Origin of the sequence: Catenuloplanes sp. NPDC051500, from assembly GCF_044454585.1 — a bacterium.
Lineage (GTDB): Bacteria > Actinomycetota > Actinomycetes > Mycobacteriales > Micromonosporaceae > Catenuloplanes.
Genome location: NZ_JBITDX010000024.1, coordinates 41,313 through 63,123, shown reverse-complemented (window position 1 = coordinate 63,123; position 21,811 = coordinate 41,313). Strand labels below are relative to the sequence as shown.

Here is a 21,811-nt window from a genome sequence, read left to right as displayed (position 1 = left end):
ATATTCTGCCCAACATCGGAGTCGTGCTCGTTGACCACACCGCAGACCCTGCTGCTCATGCTGCTCGGCGACTTCGTGCTGGACCGGGAGGTGTGCGTCTTCTCCGGCAGCGTGGTCGACGCCCTCGGCCGGCTCGGCGTGTCCGCGCACGCCGCCCGCTCCACCCTGACCCGGATGGCCGCACGTGACCTGCTGCGCCGCCGCCGGCACGGCCGCCGGATGTACGTCGGGCTCACCGACAGGTCCACGGCGGTGCTGCGCGACGGCCGCGCCCGCATCTGGCGCGCCGGCGCGGTCAACGACGATTGGGACGGCACCTGGACGCTGCTGTGCTTCTCGCTTCCCGAGTCGTGGCAGCGCCAGCGGCACGACCTGCGCTCCCAGCTCGCCTGGGCCGGCTTCGGGCCGCTGCAGGGCGGCCTGTGGATCGCGCCCGGGCACGCCGCGACCGCGGAGATCGTGGCCGGGCTGGGCCTGGCCGCGCACGTGCGGGTCTTCCGGGCGCGGGCCGACGAGCTGACCGATGTCACCTCCATGATCGGCGACGCCTACGACCTGCCCGGCCTGGCCGCCCGGTACGAGGCGTTCCTGGCCCGCTGGGACGGTCAGGTACCGGCCGACCCGTTCGCCGCGCGACTGCGGCTGATCGCCGAGTGGCACGACGTGATCCGCAACGACCCGCGGCTGCCCGTCGCCCACCTGCCCCACGACTGGCCGGGGGTACGGGCGCAGAAGGTGTTCCAGGAGCTGGAGACGACGCTCGGCGCGCCGGCCAGGGCGGTCGCCGCGGGCCTGCTCGACCTGCGGCCGGACACCCCGGCCGGCGCGTGAGGCGGCTCCTCAGGCGACAGTGCAGGCCGCGCCGTTGAGCGTGAACGCGGCGGGCCGGCCGGTGTCGCCGGTGTGGGTGGCCTGGAAGCCGAGCCCGGTCGAGGCGCCCGGTGGCAGCGACGCGTTGTAGGAGACGTTCCGGGCGGTCACCGCGCCGCTGGCCGGGCTGAAGGTGGCGTTCCAGCCGGAGGTGATGCTCTGGCCGGAGGGCAGCGTGAACGCCAGCGTCCAGCCGTTGACCGCGGTCGTGCCAGTGTTGGTGACGGTGATGCCGGCGGTCAGCCCGCTGGGCCAGGAGTTGACCGTGTAGCCCACCCGGCAGGCGCCGGCCGGCGGCGGGGTCGGCGTGACCGGCGGCGTCGGTGTGGACGTCGGTGTGGACGTCGGTGTGGACGTCGGCGTCGGCGTGGCCGGCGGGCTGGTCGGGGCGGTGCCGGTCAGCCCGAAGAACGCGACGGCCTGCGCCGCCATGCCCGTCGACGGCAGCGTGTGCCCGGCGCCGGCGATGCTGTACGCCTCGACCTGCACGGTCCCGGACGCGTCGGCGTACCGGCGGCGGTTCCAGCCGTTCTGCGGCGTGTCGGTGGAGCTCGGCGTCTGGCTGAGCCCGAAGACGTTCGTCCACTGCTCGATCGACTCGGTGAGCAGCGAGTACGGCACGAGCGTGTCGTTGGTGCCGTGCCAGAGCTGGATGCGCGGGCGCGGCCCGGAGTAGCCCGGGTAGGCCTGCCGGACGGCGTCGCCCCACTGCTGCGGCGTGCGGTCCATGCTGCCGCCGGTGCAGCGGCTGGCGCCCGGCGGGTAGTCGGACGCGCCGGCGAAGCAGTCGAACGGCACGCCCATGAACGACGCGCCCGCCTTGAACACGTCGGGGTAGAGCGCCAGCATGTGCTGGGTCATCATCCCGCCGGACGAGCTGCCGGTGGCGTACACCCGGTTCGGGTCGCCGCCGTGCTGGCGCTGCACGTAGTTGACCATCGAGACGATCGAGACCGGGTCGCTGCCGCCGCCGCGCCGCTTGGACGCGGGCGACCAGGTGTCGAAGCAGTTGCCGAAGCCGGCCTGCTGGGTGGCCGAGGGGTAGATGACGATGAAGCCGTGCTGGTCGGCCAGGCGGGCGAACTCGCTTCCGGAGTAGAACCCCGGGCCGGAGCCGCCGCAGCCGTGCATGGCGACCACGATCGCCGGGTTGGCCGGGCGCTGGTCCGGCAGGTAGAGGTGCATGCGCATGCCGCCGGGGTTGTCGCCGAAGGCGGTGACCTCCTGCAGCGATGCGGCGGCGGCCGGGCCGGCCGGTGCCAGGGCGAGGACGGCCGCGACTCCGGCGGTCAGCGCGACCGCCAGGGTGCCGAGCCTGGTGCGGGCGGTTCTCATGAGGCGACTCCTCGATCCGAGGTGCGGGTAAGACAATGACGTGCGTCTATGAATGTCCTTCCGGGACGAAAAAGTGTCAAGCATCAATATGCCTGTAGAGTGCTGCTGTCCCCGCCGCACCGGAGCCGCCAGTGATGCCACCGCTCGACCTCGCCGAACTGCTGCCGGGGTACGACGCGACCGTGGCCCGGCTCCCCCGCGCGCAGAACGGCCTCGCCCCGCAGGGGCTCACCGTGACGCTGCTCGCCGACTACACCCTGCGTACCCGCGCCCGGCTTCCGTCCGCGGTGATCGTGGCCCTGCTCGCCGAGGCCGGTGTGACCCCCGGCGGTGCCCGCGCCGCGATCAGCCGGCTCGCCCGCCGCGGCATGATCGAGGGCACCCGGCAGGGGCGCCACACCTCCTACGGCCTGACCGCCCCGGCCGCCGCCGCGCTCACCGTCGGCGGCCGCGCCGTGGTCGGCCTCACCGTCAAGGCCGAGTCGTGGGACGGCTTGTGGACGCTCATCGCGTTCTCGCTGCCCCAGGCCGGCGACGCCGCACGGCGGTCGTTGCGCGGGCGGCTCCGCTGGCTCGGATACGCACCGCTCTACGACGGGCTCTGGATCTCCCCGCACGGCCACCCCGAGCACGACCTCGCGGCGGTCGAGGGGATCGGCCGCGGCGCGCTGACCGTCTTCCGCGCCCGGAGCCTCGCCCCGGCCGGCCACCTCGGCCGCGATCCGCTGCAGGCCTGGGACCTGGCCGGCATCGGCGACCGGTACGAGGCATTCGTCACCCGGTGGAGCCCGCTGCTGCCCCGCGTCAGGGACGGCGCCGTCACCGGCGCCGAGGCCCTGCGGGAACGCACCGCCGTGATGGAGACGTACCGCCGGTTCCTGATGCTCGACCCCCGGCTGCCCACCCGGATGATGCCGGCCGGCTGGCCCCGCGACCGCGCCCGCGACGTGTTCGCCGCGATCTACGACGGCCTCGCCGCACCGGCGCTGGCCCACGTCCTGGCCGTGTCCACCCGCGCGGGAGGCGGCGTGGTGGGCGGCGTCAGCGTGCACACCGTCGCGGAACTGCTGACCGGCGACACAGTCTAGAGCGGCCCGCGTCTGTGCTCTCTCCTCCAGATGCGGGCCGTCCGTCCACAAGCGCCACCGCGACCCCGGATCGCCGATGGCGTACCGGCGCCGACGGGTGCGGTGCAGGCGGTGCAGCACCCCGGGACAGGTCTCGATGCCTGGGCACCGCTGCGGAAGACTCCGCCGCACGACGTCCGCGCCCGCCCTCAGCCGTATCGCGCGACGAGCGTCTTGCCGATCGCGGCCAGGTGGTCGCGTACAGCCGGAGGGCCGGTGACCTCGATCCATTCGACAAGCCCGGCGAGCTCGCCGGCGAGTTTGTACTCGTCGTTGCCGCGGATCACGACCTCGATGCGGCCGTCGGCCCTGGAGCCTCCCACCTCGAGCCGGCTGCCGAACCCGATCCGGAGCACGCTCATCCCGCCGGGCGTGCACACCGCCCGGGCCTCGATCGGCGTTCGTCTGCGGTCGACCTCGTCCGCGATCGCGCGCCAGCTCTCGGCGAGGTCGAAGTCCTCGGGCCGGTGCACGGGATCGCCGGTCGGGTCGACGGAGGACACGCGGTCGATGCGGAAGGTCCGCCGACCGGCCCCGGTCGTGGCGATGAGGTACCACGACGGGCCTTTGGCGACGATGCCCAGCGGATGGACGATGCGCTCGGTGGCGGCGCCTTCGCGGTCGACGTAGCCGAGCCGGACCTGGGCGCCGCGGATCACCGCGTCCTGGAGGTCGTCGAGGAATCGGGGCGGCCGGGGTTCGATCCGGCTCGACCCCCAGCGTTGCGGGTCCAGGACGAGCGACGACGCGGCCGCCTCGGCCTGCGCCCGGAACGGCTCCGGCAGGGCGCGGACGAGCTTGCGCAGCGCCGCTTTCACGGCCGGCGTCGCGGACGAGGCGGGGCCGGCGACCAGGAACAGCGCGCGGGCCTCCCCCGCGGTCAGCCCGGACAGGTCGGTGCGGGCGCCGCCCACGAGACGCCAGCCGCCACCTCGGCCCTGCATGGAGTAGACCGGGACGCCGGCCATGCCGAGGGCGTCGAGGTCGCGGCGGGCGGTGCGCTCGGAGATCTCCAGCTCCCGGGCGACCTCCGCCGCTGTCACCTGCTCGCGTTGTTGCAGCAGCAGGAGGATGGCCATCAACCGGTCGGCTCGCACTCCGGCAACTCTTCCGCAGAAACCGGTCAGGAGGTGACCGGTTTAGCTAGGCACGATGCCGGCATGACAATCGATTTTCCCGAGCCCACCCGCGTTTCGGTAAACGGTGTGGAACTCGAAGTCTTCGAAGCCGGCCGGGAGAACGCGGGGAACCCCATCGTGCTCTGTCACGGCTGGCCGGAGCACGCCTTCTCCTGGCGTCATCAGATGCCCGCGCTCGCGGCGGCCGGCTACCACGTCATCGTCCCGAACCAGCGCGGTTACGGCAGCTCGTCCCGCCCGGCCCACGTCACCGACTACGACATCGCACACCTGTCGGGTGACCTCGTCGCACTGCTCGACCACTACGGGTACGCCGATGCCACCTTCGTCGGCCATGACTGGGGTGCCGCCGTCGTGTGGGGCCTGACCCTGTTGCACCCACACCGGGTCAACAAGGTGATCAACCTGAGCCTGCCGTACCTCGAACGCGGGGAGACGCCCTGGATCGAGGGCATGGAGGCCGTCCTCGGCAGCGACTTCTACTTCGTCCACTTCAACAGACAGCCGGGCGTCGCGGACGCCGTGTTCGAGGAGCACACGTTCCAGTTCCTGCGGAACCTGTATCGGAAGAACGTGCCTCTCGCGGAGCCCGCGCCGGGCAATGCGTTGATCAACCTTGCCAGGGCGGAGACCCCACTCGGTGAGCCGGTCATGAGCGACGGCGAACTGGCGGTCTTCGTCTCCGCCTTCGCCTCGGCGGGGTTCACCGGCGGCATCAACTGGTACCGGAACCTGGACCGCAACTGGCACCTGCTCGCGGACGTGGACCCGATCATCCGCCAGCCCACCCTCATGATCTACGGCGACCGCGACACGGTCGCCAGGTCTGAAAGGCTGACGGAATTCGTACCCAATGTGGAGGTGGTCAGTCTGGACTGCGGTCACTGGATCCAGCAGGAGAAGCCGCGGGAAACGACCGAGGTGATTCTGCGATGGCTGGGCCGGCGGGATGCCGCCTAGCATCCCCGCGGGAGATCCACATCCCGGTCCGCTGCCGGCTCTCGGACTGTAGTCGCTGGTCACGCCTCGCGGGTTGATTGCGCCGCGAGGGTGCGCCGTCCCACCGTCTGAGCGGTCCGTCCCACGCCAGGACGGACCGCGCGCCGGACCGTGGCGCACGATGCGGTCGCGGGCCGCGGCGAGCGGCAGCGCGAGCCTGGGCGATGCATCGGTGCCTGGCCGCGGCCCGGTCCGCCCGATCGCGACGTTCGGAGCGCCGGGCTCTTGCGGTGCTGTGGAAGCCTCGTGGGATGAGGCTGAACGCGGAGCAGGCCGAGTTGGTGACCGGGCTGGCGCGGGACTGGCGGGCGGCGGCCGCGGTGTCCAGGCCGCTGGACCGGGAGGCGACCGAGGCGGTGATCCGGTCGGTCTACGAGGATCTGGAGACCCCGGCGCCACGGATCGCCTGGGTCGACTCACCGCGCGAGGCGGCGCGGCTGCTGGACGATCTCGGTGAGCGGGCCGGCGGCGTCCTGCCCAGGAAAGATCAGCCCCAGGGCATCACCGGTTGGGCGGACCCGCGGCACGTGATCGCGATCGACGCGGCCCTGCTGCACCAGGCCGGTTTCGACCTCGAAGACGTCGACGTCGACCTCCTCGCGGACATCGCCGCGCCGTTCGGCGTCACCGTTCACGACTGGTACGCGCCACCGGTGGAGGGCGCCCACGGCTACGAGGCCGACGCGCGGCTGCGGTGGTCGGTGCGCGAGGCGGTGCGCTCCGACCGGTCGGTGCCCGCGCCCTGCGAGGCGTGGACCGCCGCGACGTGGGTCGGCTTCTACGATGCGGTACTGCGGCTGGGTCTGCTGGGTCCGCCGGAGGACGCGCCCGGCTACGTGCGGTACTTCGGCCAGATCGCCGACCTGGGCCGCTGCGGCGCCGGCTGGTGGTGGCCGCGCACCGACGTGTGCGTGGTGTCGCGCCGGCCGGTCTTGATGTCGGTCGAGCCGGAGGACGTCCGCGGATTCCAGGTCATAGCGCGGGGCGAGGCGCACCGCCTGCACCGCGACGACGGCCCGGCCCTGGTGTTCGCCGACGGCTCGGCCTACGAAGTCCGCCACGGCATACCGCACGCCGGGCCGTGACGACCGGTGGCGCCCTCGTCGCCGTGTCCCCGTCACCGCTCGCCGAAGGCACGGCGATAGCGGTCCGGGCTGGTGCGCAGCGCCCGCCGGAAGTGGGCGCGCAGCGCGGTGGCGGACCCGTGGCCGCTCTGCGCGGCGATCACCGGGACCGGCAGGTCGGTGGTCTCCAGCAGACGGCGGGCCAGGTGCAGGCGGCGGGTGTGCAGCCAGGCCAGCGGCGTGGTGCCGGTCTGTTCGCGGAAGCGGCGGGTGAGCGTCCGGGCGCTGAGGCGGGCGTGCCGGGCGATGTCGGCGACCGTGACGTCGTCCGCGGCGTGCGTGTCCAGCCAGTCGAGTGTGCGCGCGAGCGAGCCGTCAGCGCCGGCCGGTCCGTGGTCGACGAACTGGGCCTGGTCGCCGTCCCGGACCGGCGCCATGACCACGAATCCGGCGGTACGGGCGGCGACCTCCGCACCGAGGTCGCGTCGCACCAGGTGCAGGCAGAGGTCGAGGCCGGCCGCGACGCCGGCCGAGGTGAACACCCGCCCGTCGCCGGTGAACAGCGATGCGGCGTCCACGTCCACGGCCGGATGCCGGCGGGCCAGGTCGGGCGCGGCCCACCAGTGAGTGGTGGCGCGGCGGCCGTCGAGCAGTCCGGCCTGGGCCAGCACGAACGCGCCGGTGCAGATCGAGACGGTGCGCGCGCCGCGCGCGTGTGCGGCCCGCAGCAGGTCGAGCACGGCGTCCGGCGCCCGCCACGGCATCGCGACGCCGGGGATGACGACGGTGTCCGCGTCGGCGGCGCCGTCCAGCCCGTAGGGTGCCTCGATCCGGTAGTGGCTGACGCCGGAGACGCTGGTCCGGACCGTGGTGCGCAGACCACAGACCCTGATGTCGTACGGGTGGGTGCCGTCACCAAGGCGGGCGCTGCCGAACACCTGACACGGTACGGCGAGGTCGAAGCCGACCACGCCGTCGAGTGCCAGGATCGCGACGACGTGGGGTCTACCGGCCACGGGCCGTCCACACCGTGCCACGCGGCTCGAACTCCAGCACGCCGGCGACCATCACCGCCACGTCCGGGCCGCACTCGCGGTCGAGCACGTGCAACGCGAGATCGATGCCGGACGTGCTGCCCGCGGACGTGATCAGGTCGCCGTCGTCGACGACACGCGCGTCCTTGAGCACGGCCCCGGACTCGGCGAGCTGCTCCCGTACCGTGTGATGGGTGTTGCACGGCCGGCCGCGGGTCAGACCGGCGGCGGCGAGAATCAGCGCGCCGGTGCAGACCGAGGCGATGGTGAGCCGGGCCCGCCGGGCGGCCGCGAGGCGCCGGGGCAGCTCACCCTTCTTGATCTCGTGGGCGACGCCGGGCTCGTCCGGCCCGGTCGGCCCGCCGCCGGGCACCAGCAGCAGGTCGGCGTCGCGCGGTGACCAGCCCCGGTCCACGACGATCCGGGTACCGCCGAGGGCGTCGACGGTGCGGGGCCCGTCGGCGGTGACGTAGCCGGCCGTGACCGCGCCGCCGGTCGCGAAGCCGGCGATGGTGAGCGCCTCGTTCGGCCCGATGAAGTCCTGCTCGGCGACGCCGTCGAAGAGCACCATCTGCACCCGCAGCGGCCGATCGGCCGTCCATGGTGGAGCCGATTCCGGAACGGCGGTGAGCGCCGCGGGCGCGAGGGCGGTGGCGGTGAGAACGGCTCGGCGTCGCATGATTCTGCTCCCGGTGTCGGTGCGTGCGGAACACCAGTTCATCGGCCGCGACGGCCCGGGGATAGCAGGTGGCACGCCAGTCTCCGCCCGTTTCCCGCCGCCTGGGTGGGCACAGTCCATCGGGTGGTTGGTCGGGCCGCGGGACGCTGTGGTTCCCGCGCATAGCCGTAAGGGTTGTATCACGTGGCGGCGGTGGATCCCGTCGCGGCGGGCGGCACCGCACAGCGGCTCGGGCGTGCTGTCGCGCCCGAGCCGCTGTCCGGATCACCGCAGGCCGAACGCCCGCGTGATGCGCTGTTCAACGGTGTTGCCCCGGGCGTCGCGGGCGCTGGTGCGCAACGTGACGAACTGGGCTGTCCTGGGCGCGGCGATGCGGGTGGTCCAGCCGTTCGGCTGGCGGTGGAGGACCGTGGGGTGCCAGGTGGCCCCGTCGTCGTAGGAGACGTCGAGCGTGACCGTCTTCACGACTCCGGGGTCGGTCGCCGTGGCCAGGGTGGACGTGGCGATCGTCAGGTCGGCGTTGCGTCTCGCCCGGCCGTCCCGGTCGGTGTCCACGTCGTAGTCGAGCTGGATCAGCGGTGGGCTGTACAGCGTCCCCGGCTGCACGTCACCGGAGGTGAACGACCACTCGGTGCGGGTGCGTGTCGAGTAGGGCCCGGCCCAGGTGTCCCGGTTGTTCTCCGACACCAGCCGGTACGGAAGCGCCTGTGCCGCCAGCGGTCCGGCGACCAGCAGCGCGTTGTACCTGTCGTTGGCGCTCACCAGCTTGTCACCCTGGTAGAGGGTCAGCCGGTTGTCCGCGCCCGGGTTGTCGCCGGTGTTCCCCGCGTGCGCGGCGCCCGAGTCGCCCCAGCCGGGGATGTTGGCGAAGAACCAGCCACCTTCCTGGCGGAAGATGTTGAGGCCGTCGGGCTCGTCGACCAGGCGGGGTCGCTGCACCGGGCCGAACCACCGCTGCCGGTGGACCGCACCGGCGCGGTACGCGGTCGGCGCGGTGTGCTGGGCCTGCTCCCCCGGTATCTCCACGTTGGAGATCCACTTCCGTCCGGCGGTGACCCAGTCCGTGCGGTCGCCGCGGGCCGGAATCTCTGTGTAGTCGAGGAACATCGCGAGGCCGAGCGAGTCGATCTCGGATCGTTGCTCGATCGCGCGACCCTGGCGCCAGTTGTCGAACGACATGTCGACCTTGGCGAGACTGCCCGGCGTGGCCCGGTAGGAGAGGTCCGCGGGCACCGCACCGACGTAGTCGGTGACCAGGTCGTAGGCGTACTCGGTGACCGGGTGCGAGGTGACGTCGAGCCGTACGCCACGCTCGCGCTGGATGCGGGCGATGAGCTTCTCGCCCTCGTCGTGGGTGAGGGTGGCGACGGTGATCGGTGGCGGATCCGTCGGCATCCACACCGAGCCGGGCCAGGGCTCGAGGCGCCCCGGGCCGTCGTTGACGACGAGCAGCATTGTGGCGCCGGCCGCCGCGGCAGCGACCGCCCGGTCCTGGATCGAGGTCGCGCCGCCGGCCCGGACGACGAGCGCCTTGCCGCGCACGGCGCCGCCGAGCACCGCGTCGAGGCTGCGCACGGTGACCGGCAACGGCGTCGCGCCATGCCGTACCCGCAAATCGTCGTAGTCGGCGAGGGTCAGTTGGGGCTGGGCGAGGCGCCAGCGTGCCGACGCGGTCAGGGTGCCGTCCGGAACTTTGCCGGTCGGCAGCACCCAGACGCTGTCGTACTGCGGTCCCGGGTACCACGCGTCAAGCCACGGATTGCCGCCGGTGATGTCCCGGATGAGCGTGAACCGGGACGCGGTCACCGTGGACGGCAGCGGGGCGGTCGCGGTCAAACGGCGGGCACGGCCCGTGTCGAAGACGACAGTGCGGTCCGCGTTCAGCTGGATGCCTGTCACCGGGAGGATGGCCAGGCCCATGGAGCTCGGCCCGTGGGTCCCCTCGACGTCGCCGGTCAGGTAGGCGGTGTACAGGCCCTCCGGCAGCCGCAGGTCGAGCGCACCCGTCTCGTCGATCATCTGGATGACGGTCCGGTCACGGCTGAGCACGACGACCACGCCACCGAGCGGCTTGCCGCCGCGGTCCCGGCCGCGCAGCGCGAGCTGATAGCGGGCGCCCTCCTTGCCACCACCGACTGAGGTACGCAGCCCGCCGGTCGCGGTCACGTAGCCGGAGAAGGTCTGCTCGGCCGGCACCCTGTCGAACGATGTCGTCGCGGTCACCGTAGCGGTGCCGTGGGCCGGGACGGTGATCTGCTTCGCCGACAGGGTGATCAGGTCGAGCGAGGAGGCCAGATCGAGCGTCACCGCAGTCGCGCCGATGTTGGTGTAGGTGATCTCCCGGGTGACCGGGCCGGTCGGCGCGGGATAGGACGCGTAGCCGAAGTCGGCGGACCCCGTCGCGAAGACCGTGGCACGCTCCGTCGCGGCGACGTCGAGCCGGCCCGACCCGCCCTGGTAGGCGTTCAGGTCCGGGGTGGCCTTGGTCGTACTGACCAGGGCATCCTTGAGCTGCCGGCCCTTCAGCTCCGGGTGCGCCGCGGCGACAAGTGCCGCAGCGCCGGCGACGTGCGGCGTGGCCATCGACGTGCCGCTCATCGACGTGTAGGAACCCTCGCCGGTCGCGCTGAGGCGGGAACGGGCGGCCAGGATGTTCACGCCGGGCGCGGTCAGGTCGGGCTTGAGCCCTCGGTCGCCGGCCCGCGGCCCCTGGCTCGAGAAGTCGGCGAGCACGTCGCGGCCGTCCACCGCGCCGACCGTCAGCGCCGCGTCGGCGGCGCCCGGCGTACCCACTGTGTATCTGCCCGGTCCTGCGTTGCCGGCCGCGATGACGAACAGCGCGCCGGTCTCCTCGCTGAGCTGGTTGACTGCCACACTCATCGGGTCCGTACCGTCGGTCGGGTCGCCGCCGAGGCTCATGCTGACGACGCGGGCGTGCCTGTCGCGCACCGCCCACTCCATGCCGCTGATGATCCACGACTCCTGGCCGGTGCCCGTGTTGTCGAGCACTTTGCCGACGTGCAGGCGGGCGCCTGGCGCGACGCCGCGCTCCCTGCCACCGGACGCGGCACCGCTGCCGGCGATCGTGGACGCGACGTGGGTGCCGTGGCCCATGCCGTCCTCGACCGACTCGCCGGGTACGAAGGACGTGGTCGTGGCCACCGCGGCTGCCAGGTCCGGGTGCTCCGTGTCGATCCCGGTGTCGAGGACGGCCACGTCGACCCCGATGCCGGTGTTGCCCTTCTGCCAGACCTCCGGGGCGCCGATCTGCGCGGTGCTGTCGGCCAGGGTTGCCTTGGCCTTGCCGTCCAGCCAGATCTTCTTGACCCCCGAGGCCGATCGGGCGCCGATCGCGGAGTTCAGGAACCGGCCGGAACGGTCGGCGGTCAGCGCGGCGCCGCCGATGCTGTCCAACGGCCGGACCGCGGTGGTGCCGGGCAGTGCCGCGGTACGCATGGTGGCGGCCGGGTCGGTGTAGGTGACGATCAGCGGGATGCCGGCGCTGTGCGCGTCGTCGTAACCGTCGGCCACCAGCTCGGTGACGTTGAACAGGTCCTCGTCGAGCAGACCGGAGGCCAGGTGCCGGAAGGCGTCGTGCGGATAGACGTAGGTGTCGCCGTCCTTGAAGTTCGACAGGTAGCCGGCCATCTGACCAGCGGGGTTACGGACCTGAACGCCGCCGTCGGCGGCGACGGTCACGGTGTCGCCGGTGATCAGGGTGACGGTGGTGGCCGGCGCGCTCTGAGGCGGCGGCACGGACGGGGCGGCATGGGCGGCCGAGGGGACGAACGTGACCGCACTTGCGGCCAGTACGACGAGCCCGAGCCCACGTAGGCGTGACAGTGACAACGAAACCTCGCGGATGATCGATGAATCGAGCACCGCTCACTATGAGTATCTTCGATTACGTTGTGATCAACAATCCGTATCATGTGGACTTGTCCGGTCTGACAACAATCCGCGCGCCGTCATCGCACCCGACCTGCCGGTCGCCGGTGTCGGGGGGCGTATCGCTTTTGAGCGAAAACGCCGAACGGCGGCCCGCTGAACCAGCCGGGCCGCCGTTCGAGGTAAAGCTGTGGATCAGAGCGGGCGGATGTTCGCCGCCTGCGGGCCCTTCTGGCCCTGGGTGACGTCGAACTCCACCTTCTGGTTCTCGTCGAGGCTGCGGAAGCCGCTCGACGCGATCGCGGAGAAGTGGGCGAAGACGTCGGCGCCGCCGTCGTCCGGGGTGATGAAGCCGAAGCCCTTGTCGGCGTTGAACCACTTCACGGTACCTGTAGCCATGTCTGCTCCTTCGCAGGCCGGAGAGCCCGCCCTGTGCGAACCCCTGACGCTGCCGCGTTGATCACCCGCGTCGAAACGACACGACAGAACGAAAAAGCGCCTGCACGGGTGTAGATAACCCATCCGGCGCTGAAAACGTCTTTGGAGATCAAAATTGCAACACACAGACCGTAGCACGGACCGGACAGCGGCACGGTCTCGCCGTGTCCGACCGCTGAGCCGGCCAGCCGCTGTCTGGATGGTGGGCGGCCGGCTCGTGCGGGTCGTCGCTCAGGGGAGGTCGGTGAGCCACTCGGTGACAGTGGGCCTGCGCCGTGGCGCCCGCCGGACCTCACGGCCCGGCGGGATGCACCGTGAGTGGGTCAGCCGCGCGGTGGGCGGATCGTGAAGCCGAGACCGTCCCGGACGACGACCTCCAGGGCGCTGTAGATGAACGCGTCCGTACCGTCGGCGTTCTGCAGTCCGATGAGCGCGTTGCGGCCGCGGACGTACCAGCCGGGATCTGACGTGCGGTAGTTGACTGTGAACGTGCCGTCGGGCCGTAGCACCAGGCTCACCGAGATCCGGCCGTCCGGTTCCCGGCTGAACGGCCGCAGCACCTGGACGTCACGCCACTCCACGACGATCTGGTCCGCGCCGAGCGTGGTGTAGACGCCGGCCTGCGCGTCGATGCCGAGCACCGAGTAGAACGGCAGGACCGCGCCAGTCGGCAGCATGCTGTCCGGCGGCTCGGGCAGCACGTCGATGAACGGCGGCGGGATCGGCCCGGTGACGCTGAGCGCGCCGTTGCCGCTGATCCACGCGGTACGGGACGTGCTGCCGTAGACGCTTACCGGGAACGGCAGGTCCACCTGGGTGACCGCGCCGTCATTGCCGGACAGGTCGAGCCGGGTGGTGCCGGCCTGATATCCGGTGACCGGGGCGGTGCAGGTGTGGCCGTACTCGGCGAGGTCGGTGCGCGCGGGCAGGTCCACGTCGAGGGTCCGGTCGGCGGTGACCTCGATCGGCACGTCGGCCGGAAGCGCGCACCGGCTCGGCGACTCGGCGCTCAGCAGGTAGTCGCCGCCGGTCGGCAGGGTCAGCCGGTAGCGGCCGTCCGCATCGGTGGCGACCCGGGCGGGCGTGCCCGCGACGGTGACTGTCGCACCGGCCACCGGGCCCTCGGCGGACCGCACCACGCCCGTGACAGTCGCGCTCGGCAGCGCCACCGGCGTCACGGGAAGCGTCGCGGTGCCGCCCGCCGGGACGGTCACGGTCCCGGTCGCGTCCTGATGACCGAACGCGCTCACCCGGTACGTGTAGGTGCCCGGCACCATCCGGGCGAGCGCGAACCTGCCGTCCGCGTCCGCGGTCAGGTTCTTCAGCCTCGGCCCGTTCAGCTGGACGGTGGCGTACCCGACTGTGGTGCCGGTCAGCGCGCCGACCGGGCCGCGTGGTGCCGCGCGCAGCGCCGCGGCGATGTCGAGCAGCCCTTCGCCTGCGACGCTGTTGTCGTCCGCGGTCCCGCCGCAGGTCGTGTCGTCGATGTCGCGGGCGGTGTCGTCAAGCAGCCTGCGGGTGGCCGCGACGTCCCCGTCCAGTTCGGGCACCGCCGACCACAGCAGCGCCACCGCGCCCGCGACCTGCGGCGCCGCCTGCGAAGTGCCGTTCTGCACGGCGAACTCCGCGCTGATGTGACTCGACCGGATGGCCGTGCCCGGCGCGGAGATGTCCGGCTTGGTCCGCCCGTCCTGGGTGGGGCCGCGACTGGAGTCGCCGGACACGACGTCGGCCGGGGTGGTGTTGCCGACCGTGTACGCCGAGTCGAACGACGCCGGCCAGGTGTTCGTCGCGCAGGTGCCGCCGTTGCCGTTGTTCCCGGCCGCGATGACCGGGAAGATCCCGGCCGCCACCCACGCGTCAAGGATGTCGCCGAACAGGCTGCCGTTGTCGCCCCGGAAGTACCAGGAGATGTTGACGACGTCCGGCGCCAGGTCGGGGCGCGGGTTCGCGCCGTCGGCGTCGGTCGGCGCGAGCATCCACTGCCCGGCCCGCAGCGCGTCGGCGACCTCGCAGCACCGGCGGGCGGCGATCCACCGGGCGCCGGGTGCGACACCGATCTGGTTGCCGCCGTCCGCGGCCCGGCCGGCCTCCAGGCCCATCACGTGGGTGCCGTGCCCGTCGTCGTCGCACGGCCCGGCGCACGATCCGGTCGGGTCGAACCAGTTGTAGGCGTTGTCGACAGCGCCGTTGCCGTACCGGCCGCGGTAGGCGCCGGCAAGCGCGGGATGGTCGCCTTTCACGCCGGTGTCGATGTTGGCGACCACGATGCCCTCGCCCCGGCTGCCGGACTCGGCCCAGGCCGTGTCCGCGCCGATCCGGTGGATGTTCCACTCCACGCCGTTGACCGGCTGCGGCACCTCCTCCTCCGCGAGCACGGCCGGCGCGGACCTCGGCTCGGCGGGCGCCGGTTCGGCGTCGATGCGCGCCACCTCGGGCCGCGACGCGACCTCGGCGAGCAGACCGGTGTCACCGACCACGCGGATCGCGTTGGAGATCCAGAACGGCTCGAAGGTCGCCTTCCGGGCGGTCAGCAGCGCCCGCAGGTCCTGCTGCGCGGTCGCGGCCTCGCGGGTGAGCCGGTCGTACACGCCGGCCGGAGACCCTTCCACAGCGGACAGGTCAGGCTTCCCCTCCAGCATGATCCAGAACGGCGCGCGGCCGTCCCGTTCCAGTTGCGCGCGCACCGCGGGTGCGATCTCGGCGGAGGCCGTCGCGGCGTCCGCCGGAAGCGTCACCGCCAGGAAGCCCGCGCCGAGCACGAGCACGGCACCGGCGGTCACCCAGCGTCGCCGCAGCGAATAGGTGTTCATCGCAACGACGGTAATGAATCGGGATAGACGTCCCATATACGACCAGAACCTCAGCAGCGGCCCCGGAGAACGGCCGGTGACGGCGGGCCCGGTGCCGTCGAGGCCGCACAGGACCGCGGCGACTCGGGCGATGATGATGCGTGTCAGGTTCTCCGCGATCATGGGTCCGATGTCGACGACGCGCAGGGAGCGAACAGGCCGATGGATCCGCTGGACGGTGTCGAAGAGGTCCCGTGGGACGAACTGCTGGCGACGTCTGACGCACCGGCGACCGGGGCGCAGGTGATCGCGGAACTGCGCGCGCTCGCCGACGGCGGCACCTGGACGGACAGGCTCAGCGACCTCCTCATCGAGGACGCGGACTACTTCTACACGGAGTGGGGAACCGACTGCGGCTACGGTCCGGCGACCGCGCCGGTCCTCCGCTTCCTGGCGCGGATCGCGGCGGCACACCCCTCCGACGAGACCACCATCGCCGTGCTCGACTTCATGGTGGAGCTGGTCAGCGCTCCGATCGACAGGGAGGGCGCGTCAGGTCAAGAGATCGACGACCGGATCGACACGGTACGGGAGGCGCTGCGCGACAGCCAGGGCCTGCTGCGCGCGGCGGCCAGCCATGTGCCGGCGCGGCCGGAGGTGGACAGACTGCTCGCCGGGACGTACAGCGGAGCGTACGAGCCGCGCTGGCGCGGGATCGCCCGTGAGCTGGCAGGGCGCTGCGGCTACCGGGTCGACGTCGTCAGGATCGGGCGGCGCACTCTGATCGACACGGAGAACGGTCTGCTGGACCCGGACACCGGCGAGCAGGTCTACCCGCCACCACGCCCATCCGGTCTGCGGCCCCGGGTGAACTCCTGGCCCGGCCTGCTGTGGTGGCTCCGCAGGCACGTCGAACCCGGCCGGTCCCGGACGGTACGGCAGCCGATCGGCGGCGCGCGGGAACGTCAGATCTCATTCCCGCTGGCCGGACGGACCTGCCTGGTGCGACTCGACGGCGACGCCGTCCGGCGGACGGACGCGGAGAACGGTGAGAACGTCGGCACGCCCATCCCCGTCGCGCGTCCTCGGGCGGTAGGCGTCTTCGACGCTGACGGGCCGGTGCTGGCCGTGGCCTCCGGCCGGGTGATCCACCAGTTCGACGCGATCTCGGGGGTGCACACCCTTCGTACCCTCAGCGGTCACCGTCGCGAGATCCACGACCTCGCCGTCGCCGACATCGGCGGCCGCCCCACACTGTTCAGCGTCGACGGGGTCAGCCTCCGCCGCTGGGACGCGCTCACCGGCACACCCTGGCCCGCGCCGATCCCCGCCCCGGGCCCGATCACCGCTCCCCGGCTGCGCGGCCGTCTTCCGCATCCGGCCGGGCCCCGACCCGGCGGAGACTGACCGCGCCGCACGTCTTCGCTGTCGTGGGCGCGGATGGGCACGGCGGTCCCCGGCTGCCGTGATGATGGGGCGATGACGACCTATTCCGGCACCACAGAGTTCGAGGGCGCGACCTTCATCAAGGCCAGCTTCAAAGGCGCCGCACTGCGATTCTCGGACGTCAGCGGTGTGACGATGCGTGGCGTCGATGTGAACGGGCTCGACATCGACAGCCACGACCTGTTCTTCGGCAGCCTCCTCGTCAATGGGGTCGACGTGGTGCCGCTCGTGGACGCCGCGCTCAACCGTCAGTTCCCGGGCCGTGAGCTGCAGAAGGCGCGGACACCCGAAGGGCTGCGCGAGGGCTGGGTCGCCGTGCAGTCGGCGTGGCGGACGACCGTGGCGGGCACCCCGCCGGACCTGGTGGACGCCCACGTCGAGGACGAGTGGTCCTTGGCCCAGACCCTGCGGCACCTCATCCTGGCGACCGACGCCTGGCTCCGCGGCGGGATTCTGCGGATGCGACAGCCGTTCCACGAGATCGGCCAGATCTTCACGGGCGCCGGCGAGATGGGATTCGACATGTCGGTCTTCCGCGCGGACCCACCGGCCTACGCGGAGATCCTCGCGGTGCGTGACGAGCGACAGCGCCTGGTGACCGACTTCCTGGCCAAGGTCACGGCGGAGGTGCTCGCTGAAGAGCGCGAGGACCCGTGGGGCGGCGGTGACTGGCGTCCCAGCGTCGGTGACTGCGTCCGGGTGATCCTGGAGGAGGAATGGGCACACCTGCGCTACATCCGACGGGACCTCGCTCGTCTGCGTTAGCGTTCAGGATCCCGTCCGCTCACGCCAGGATCAGGGCTGCCGGGTGTCGACGAGTCGTCGGGCCTGTGGTTCTGACTACCGGAGGGGTGAGCCTCCCCCGGCTGCGGATGAGGCGCGTGATCACCGGGGTCGTTGGGTCAGCGCGACACTGGCATCCGCGTACTCGATGAGCAGGCGGGCGAAGGTCAGCCGCTTGGATTCCGGCCAGTCGCGCGTGATCTCGATGAACGCCTGGCGATGCTGGCTGCGAAACCGGTCACGCAGCCGGACACCCTCAGCGGACAGTTCGAGCACGGTACGGCGCCCGTCGCGCTGAGACGCCCGGCGAACGAGCAGGCCGTCGTTGATGCACTCGGCGACCATCCGGCTGGCGACGGACGGATCGACGGCGAGCTGCTCGGCGACGCCGCCGACGGTGATCTCGTCGATGGCCTCGTCCACCACATTGAGCACCTGATTGCGGGACATGTCCTTCCGGGTGACCGGGGGGTCGACCTCGACGAGGGCGGTGCGACGGCCGGATCTTCGACGGGAAGGAGGTGATTCAGGCAGATGTGGTGGTGGTCGACGGTGCACGCATCACCGCTGTCGGCGGCCGGCCCCCGGCCGATGCGGAGATCATCGACGCGTCCGGCGGCACACTGCTACCCGGCCTGATCGACGCACACGTGCACACCAACCCGGAGAGCCTGGCCCTGGCACTGCGCTTCGGAGTCACCACCGAGCTGGAGATGCAAGGCATCCACACACGCGACCAGCGGGCGCACATCACCGACGACGACACGGTCGCCGACGTCCGCTCCTCCGGGTTCGGCATCACCCCGCCCGGCGGACACCCCAGCGAGCTGTTCCCCGAGGGCTTCCGGCCCGGACCTCCACCCGGTGCGACGCCACCGGCCGGGCCACGTCCGGTGATGCCCTTCTCGCGCACACCGCAGGAGGCGGCAGCCTTCGTCCGGGAGCTTGTCGAAGCGGGTTCGGACTACATCAAGTTCATGGTCGACGACGGCAGCGTGGAAGGGCACCCGGGACTGCCGATGCTGGACCAGGCGACGCTGAACGCCGGGGTCTCCGCGGCCCGGCAGCACGACATGCTCACCGTCGCCCACGCGCTGACCGTCGACGCCACCCGCATGGCGATCGAGGCCGGCATCCACGGGCTCGCGCACCTGTTCATGGACCGGCCGCACACCGACGCGATCATCGAACTCATCGCCCGGTCAGGTGCGTTCGTCGTACCGTGCGTGGTCCTGGACGCGTCGATGATGGGCATCACCGGGGCGGCGCTCGCCGACGACCCGCGAGTGGCCTCCCGCCTGCCTGACGCGTGGATGACGACGTTGCGATCGAGCTTCGGCCACTACCCACAGGGCCGTATCGACGACGTCCTCTCCTCGGTCAAGGCGCTGCACGACGCCGGCGTCGACCTCCTCGTCGGTACAGACGCGTCCATGGCGCTGCCGTTCCTGGGAGGCGTCGCCCATGGCGCCAGCGTGCACCACGAACTGCTGTACCTCGTCCGAGCCGGGCTGACACCAGTCGAAGCCCTGCGGGCCGCGACAAGCACCCCGGCGCGACGGTTCGGGCTGACGGACCGGGGGCGCATCGCACCCGGGCTCCGGGCCGACCTGCTGCTCGTCGAGGGCGACCCGACCACCACCATCGGCGACACCCTCAACATCCGCGCCGTCTGGCGTCGCGGGACCCGCCAGCGCCACTGACGTCGTCACCCGCGCCGCAAGAAGGTTGCATCTTTTCTCCCGGCGGACGGATAGCGGCGCGACCGCAGGACGTCTGTAAAACGAGGGTGGTGGGGTGGACGACGACGAACGGGCGCGGCTTGCCGAGTTCGTAGCGAGCCGCGCGCCGGCGCTGATACGGGTCGCCTACCAGCCGCCGTGGCTCCGAGGTCGCCGGACGGCGATCCAGCGGCCGGTGCGCGGGCCGGTCTACGGCCGCAGGGTCAGTTTGCCGGGCCGCCCGGACTCGCTCGCCGTGTGGGCGGCGGCCGCGTCCGCGAGTGGGTACGCACCCGCGTGCACGATCCGGACGCCGCGCTCGGTGACCCAGCGGGCCACCTCGTCGAGGACCGCGCGGCTCTGCTCGCCGCCGGTGGCGTTCGCGACGCCGAGCGCGCCCGCGGTGGCCGGGTCGGCGATCGTGATGATCCGTTCCGGGCCGCCGCGCAACTCCACCGCGCCGTGCAGCAGCCCGTGACCGGCGGTGTCGTACACGGCGTCGATCGGCGCGCCCGCCGCCTCGCGGACCCGGCCGGTCCAGCCGTCGTCGTAGCTCACCGGCCGCACGCCGAGCGCGCGCAGGTCGTCGTGATGCCGGGCGCCGGCCACCCCGATCACTGTCGCCCCACGGGCCACGGCGACCTGGGCCGCGAACCGGCCGGTGGTGCCGCCCGCGCCGAGGATCAGCAGCGTCTCACCGGCCAGGACGGCGAGTGCCTCGAGGTCACGCACGGCCGCGGCCCCGGCGATCGGCAACGACGCCGCGTCCGGCCAGGAGAGCCCGGCCGGACGGCGGGCGAGCACGGTGGCAAGCGCGTACTCCGCGTAGGCGCCGGTGTCGGACCAGCCGAACACCTCATCGCCCGGGGACAGGTCGGTGTCCGGGCCGGCGACGTCGACCACCCCGGCGAGCTCCAGGCCCGGCGTGTGCGGCAGCGGCACCGGGAAGAACGCCTGGATCGCGCCGCTGCGGATCTTCCAGTCAATCGGGTTGACGCCTGCGGACCGGACGGCGACCCGCACCTGCCCCGGACCCGGCTCGGGCAGCGGCACCTCGGACACGGTGAGCACGTCCGGCGCGCCGTACCCGGCGAATGTGATGGCTTTCATGATCTGCTCCTCTGACGGTGTCGCCGGCAAGTCAACCCGCGGACCGGCGGCCGGCGGCCCGCTCGAAGGAGCAGTCCTGACCAGCCGGACGAGCAGGCGGCCGGGCACCGGCGGGCACCTACCCTGGGGGTATGGACGCCATCTGGTCGGACCCGCGGCACGTGCTCGGTGTGGTGGAGCGGCTGCTCGCGGTGCCGAGGCAGGAGCTCTACGTCTCGTTCTCGGCCGAGTTCCGGACGCTGCTGCCGCATCGGGCCGCGGCGATCCAGACGGCCGACTGCCCGCGCAGCCCGCTCGCGGTCGACGGTGATCCGGCGATCGCGGCGGCGGTGACAAGCACGGAGCTGCTCCGGCTGGCCGGGCGCGGCGAACCCGGCACCGCGCTGCTGACCGACGGGCTGCTCGCCGGGACCGTGCGGCGGCTGATCCTGATCGCCTCGCACACCGGCGCGCTGCTGGTGCTGGTCCCCGACGGGCCCGACCCCGGCGCCGACGCGCTGGAGCTGGCCGGGCGGCTGTGGTCCGTGCTCAGCGCCGACCAGGCCCGGCGCGTCAGCGAGCAGGGCCCGGACCTGCTCGCCGGCAACCTCGCCGCGGCCGCCGCCCGGGCCCGGACGATCACCGACCTCGGGCAGACGTACGCGACCACGCTCACCGCGCTGCAGGCCGTGTTGCGCTCCGGCCGGCTCACCGACGCGGCCGCCCGCCGGACCGCCGTCGACCTGGCCGCGGACGCGCTGATCGACCTGCGCGCCGTCGCCCGCCGCGACCAGGAGCTGTCCTCCGAGACTGCCGCCGAGTCGTTCGCCGCCCTCGAACGGCAGCTCGCCTACCTGCTGCGGCACACCGAGGTGGAGATCACCCTGGCCGGCCCGGGCACCGGCGGCGTCATTCCGCAGGACATCGCGCACGCCGCCCGGACCGTCACCCGCGGCCTGGTCGTCGCCGCGGTAGGCCGCCAGGACGTCCGCCGGGTACGCGCCTCCTGGCGCCTCGACCACGCCACCCTGCACGTCACCGTCCGCGACGACGGCCCGGACGTGACCGAAGCGGTTCCGGCGGCCCCCGGCCTCACCGAGTGGATCACCGGCACGGGCGGGCGCTGGGAGATCGACACCGTCCCCGGCTGGGGCACCACGATGACAGTCGCCCTGCCGCTGACAGTCGATGCGCCCGCCGGGGCACGGCCGCTGGACCGGCTCAACCCCCGCGAGGTCGAGGTGCTCTCCGGCATCGCCGAAGGCCTGCGCAACCGGGGCATCGCCGAGCGACTGCGGCTCAGCGAACACACGGTCAAGTTCCACGTCCGCAACATCCTGGAGAAGCTGGAGGTCACCTCCCGCGGCGAGGCGGCCGCGCTGGCCCGCCGGCGCTAAGGGCGGGATT

General features: G+C 72.4%; 17 protein-coding genes. 8 read left to right on the top strand and 9 right to left on the bottom strand.

Going from position 1 to position 21,811, the window contains the following annotated elements; translation table 11 throughout:
* Positions 1-30: 30 nt before the first annotated feature.
* A complete protein-coding gene (locus ACIA8K_RS34350; protein ID WP_396066958.1) occupies positions 31-831 on the top strand; it encodes a PaaX family transcriptional regulator C-terminal domain-containing protein in 801 nt (266 codons plus the stop codon).
* 9 nt (positions 832-840) lie between these two features.
* On the opposite strand, the gene ACIA8K_RS34345 is transcribed toward ACIA8K_RS34350, so the two are convergent.
* A complete protein-coding gene (locus ACIA8K_RS34345; protein ID WP_396066956.1) occupies positions 841-2,205 on the bottom strand; it encodes a PHB depolymerase family esterase in 1,365 nt (454 codons plus the stop codon).
* A gap of 134 nt (positions 2,206-2,339) precedes the next feature.
* Between ACIA8K_RS34345 and ACIA8K_RS34340 the strand changes: the two genes are divergently transcribed.
* The gene (locus ACIA8K_RS34340) at positions 2,340-3,293 is read left to right on the top strand and encodes a PaaX family transcriptional regulator C-terminal domain-containing protein (RefSeq protein WP_396066954.1); all 954 of its coding nucleotides are present in this window, start codon (positions 2,340-2,342) and stop codon (positions 3,291-3,293) included.
* A 188-nt stretch (positions 3,294-3,481) separates the two neighbouring features.
* On the opposite strand, the gene ACIA8K_RS34335 is transcribed toward ACIA8K_RS34340, so the two are convergent.
* Positions 3,482-4,429 carry a helix-turn-helix transcriptional regulator gene (locus ACIA8K_RS34335; protein ID WP_396066951.1) on the bottom strand — a complete coding sequence of 316 codons (948 nt, stop codon included), beginning with the start codon at positions 4,427-4,429 and terminating at the stop codon, positions 3,482-3,484.
* 63 nt (positions 4,430-4,492) lie between these two features.
* Between ACIA8K_RS34335 and ACIA8K_RS34330 the strand changes: the two genes are divergently transcribed.
* Positions 4,493-5,431 carry an alpha/beta fold hydrolase gene (locus ACIA8K_RS34330; protein WP_396066949.1) on the top strand — a complete coding sequence of 313 codons (939 nt, stop codon included), beginning with the start codon at positions 4,493-4,495 and terminating at the stop codon, positions 5,429-5,431.
* A 290-nt stretch (positions 5,432-5,721) separates the two neighbouring features.
* Complete coding sequence (locus tag ACIA8K_RS34325; RefSeq protein ID WP_396066947.1) at positions 5,722-6,555, top strand: DUF6745 domain-containing protein; 834 nt, start codon at positions 5,722-5,724, stop codon at positions 6,553-6,555.
* 32 nt (positions 6,556-6,587) lie between these two features.
* Here ACIA8K_RS34325 and ACIA8K_RS34320 read toward each other — a convergent pair whose 3' ends face one another.
* From ACIA8K_RS34320 to ACIA8K_RS34300, 5 genes are all read right to left on the bottom strand, one after another.
* Positions 6,588-7,550 carry a GlxA family transcriptional regulator gene (locus ACIA8K_RS34320; RefSeq protein WP_396066945.1) on the bottom strand — a complete coding sequence of 321 codons (963 nt, stop codon included), beginning with the start codon at positions 7,548-7,550 and terminating at the stop codon, positions 6,588-6,590.
* On the bottom strand, positions 7,540-8,247 hold the full coding sequence (locus tag ACIA8K_RS34315) for a DJ-1/PfpI family protein (protein WP_396066943.1): 708 nt from the start codon (positions 8,245-8,247) through the stop codon (positions 7,540-7,542). The genes ACIA8K_RS34320 and ACIA8K_RS34315 overlap by 11 nt, the downstream gene beginning before the upstream one ends.
* A gap of 264 nt (positions 8,248-8,511) precedes the next feature.
* The gene (locus ACIA8K_RS34310; protein ID WP_396066941.1) at positions 8,512-12,096 is read right to left on the bottom strand and encodes a S8 family serine peptidase; all 3,585 of its coding nucleotides are present in this window, start codon (positions 12,094-12,096) and stop codon (positions 8,512-8,514) included.
* A gap of 234 nt (positions 12,097-12,330) precedes the next feature.
* Positions 12,331-12,534, bottom strand: a complete 204-nt coding sequence (locus ACIA8K_RS34305) for a cold-shock protein (RefSeq protein ID WP_396066939.1) — start codon at positions 12,532-12,534, stop codon at positions 12,331-12,333.
* 362 nt (positions 12,535-12,896) lie between these two features.
* Entirely contained in the window at positions 12,897-15,386 is a 2,490-nt protein-coding gene (locus tag ACIA8K_RS34300) for a S8 family serine peptidase (RefSeq protein ID WP_396066937.1), read from the bottom strand.
* A 201-nt stretch (positions 15,387-15,587) separates the two neighbouring features.
* Between ACIA8K_RS34300 and ACIA8K_RS34295 the strand changes: the two genes are divergently transcribed.
* Positions 15,588-16,772 (top strand): hypothetical protein, encoded by a 1,185-nt coding sequence (locus ACIA8K_RS34295; RefSeq protein WP_396066935.1) that lies wholly within the window; start codon positions 15,588-15,590, stop codon positions 16,770-16,772.
* A 72-nt stretch (positions 16,773-16,844) separates the two neighbouring features.
* Entirely contained in the window at positions 16,845-17,576 is a 732-nt protein-coding gene (locus ACIA8K_RS34290; RefSeq protein WP_396066933.1) for a DinB family protein, read from the top strand.
* Positions 17,577-17,696: 120 nt separating this feature from the next.
* On the opposite strand, the gene ACIA8K_RS34285 is transcribed toward ACIA8K_RS34290, so the two are convergent.
* Positions 17,697-18,020, bottom strand: coding sequence for a MarR family winged helix-turn-helix transcriptional regulator (locus tag ACIA8K_RS34285; RefSeq protein WP_396066931.1), 324 nt, complete (start codon positions 18,018-18,020; stop codon positions 17,697-17,699).
* 95 nt (positions 18,021-18,115) lie between these two features.
* Between ACIA8K_RS34285 and ACIA8K_RS34280 the strand changes: the two genes are divergently transcribed.
* The gene (locus ACIA8K_RS34280; RefSeq protein WP_396066929.1) at positions 18,116-19,297 is read left to right on the top strand and encodes an amidohydrolase family protein; all 1,182 of its coding nucleotides are present in this window, start codon (positions 18,116-18,118) and stop codon (positions 19,295-19,297) included.
* Between the two features lie 228 nt (positions 19,298-19,525).
* Here the strand turns inward: ACIA8K_RS34280 and ACIA8K_RS34275 are convergent, their stop codons facing one another.
* Positions 19,526-20,425, bottom strand: coding sequence for an NADP-dependent oxidoreductase (locus tag ACIA8K_RS34275; protein ID WP_396066927.1), 900 nt, complete (start codon positions 20,423-20,425; stop codon positions 19,526-19,528).
* A 131-nt stretch (positions 20,426-20,556) separates the two neighbouring features.
* Between ACIA8K_RS34275 and ACIA8K_RS34270 the strand changes: the two genes are divergently transcribed.
* Positions 20,557-21,801: a LuxR C-terminal-related transcriptional regulator gene (locus ACIA8K_RS34270; protein ID WP_396066925.1), complete on the top strand. Its 1,245-nt coding sequence runs from the start codon at positions 20,557-20,559 to the stop codon at positions 21,799-21,801.
* Positions 21,802-21,811: the final 10 nt, after the last annotated feature.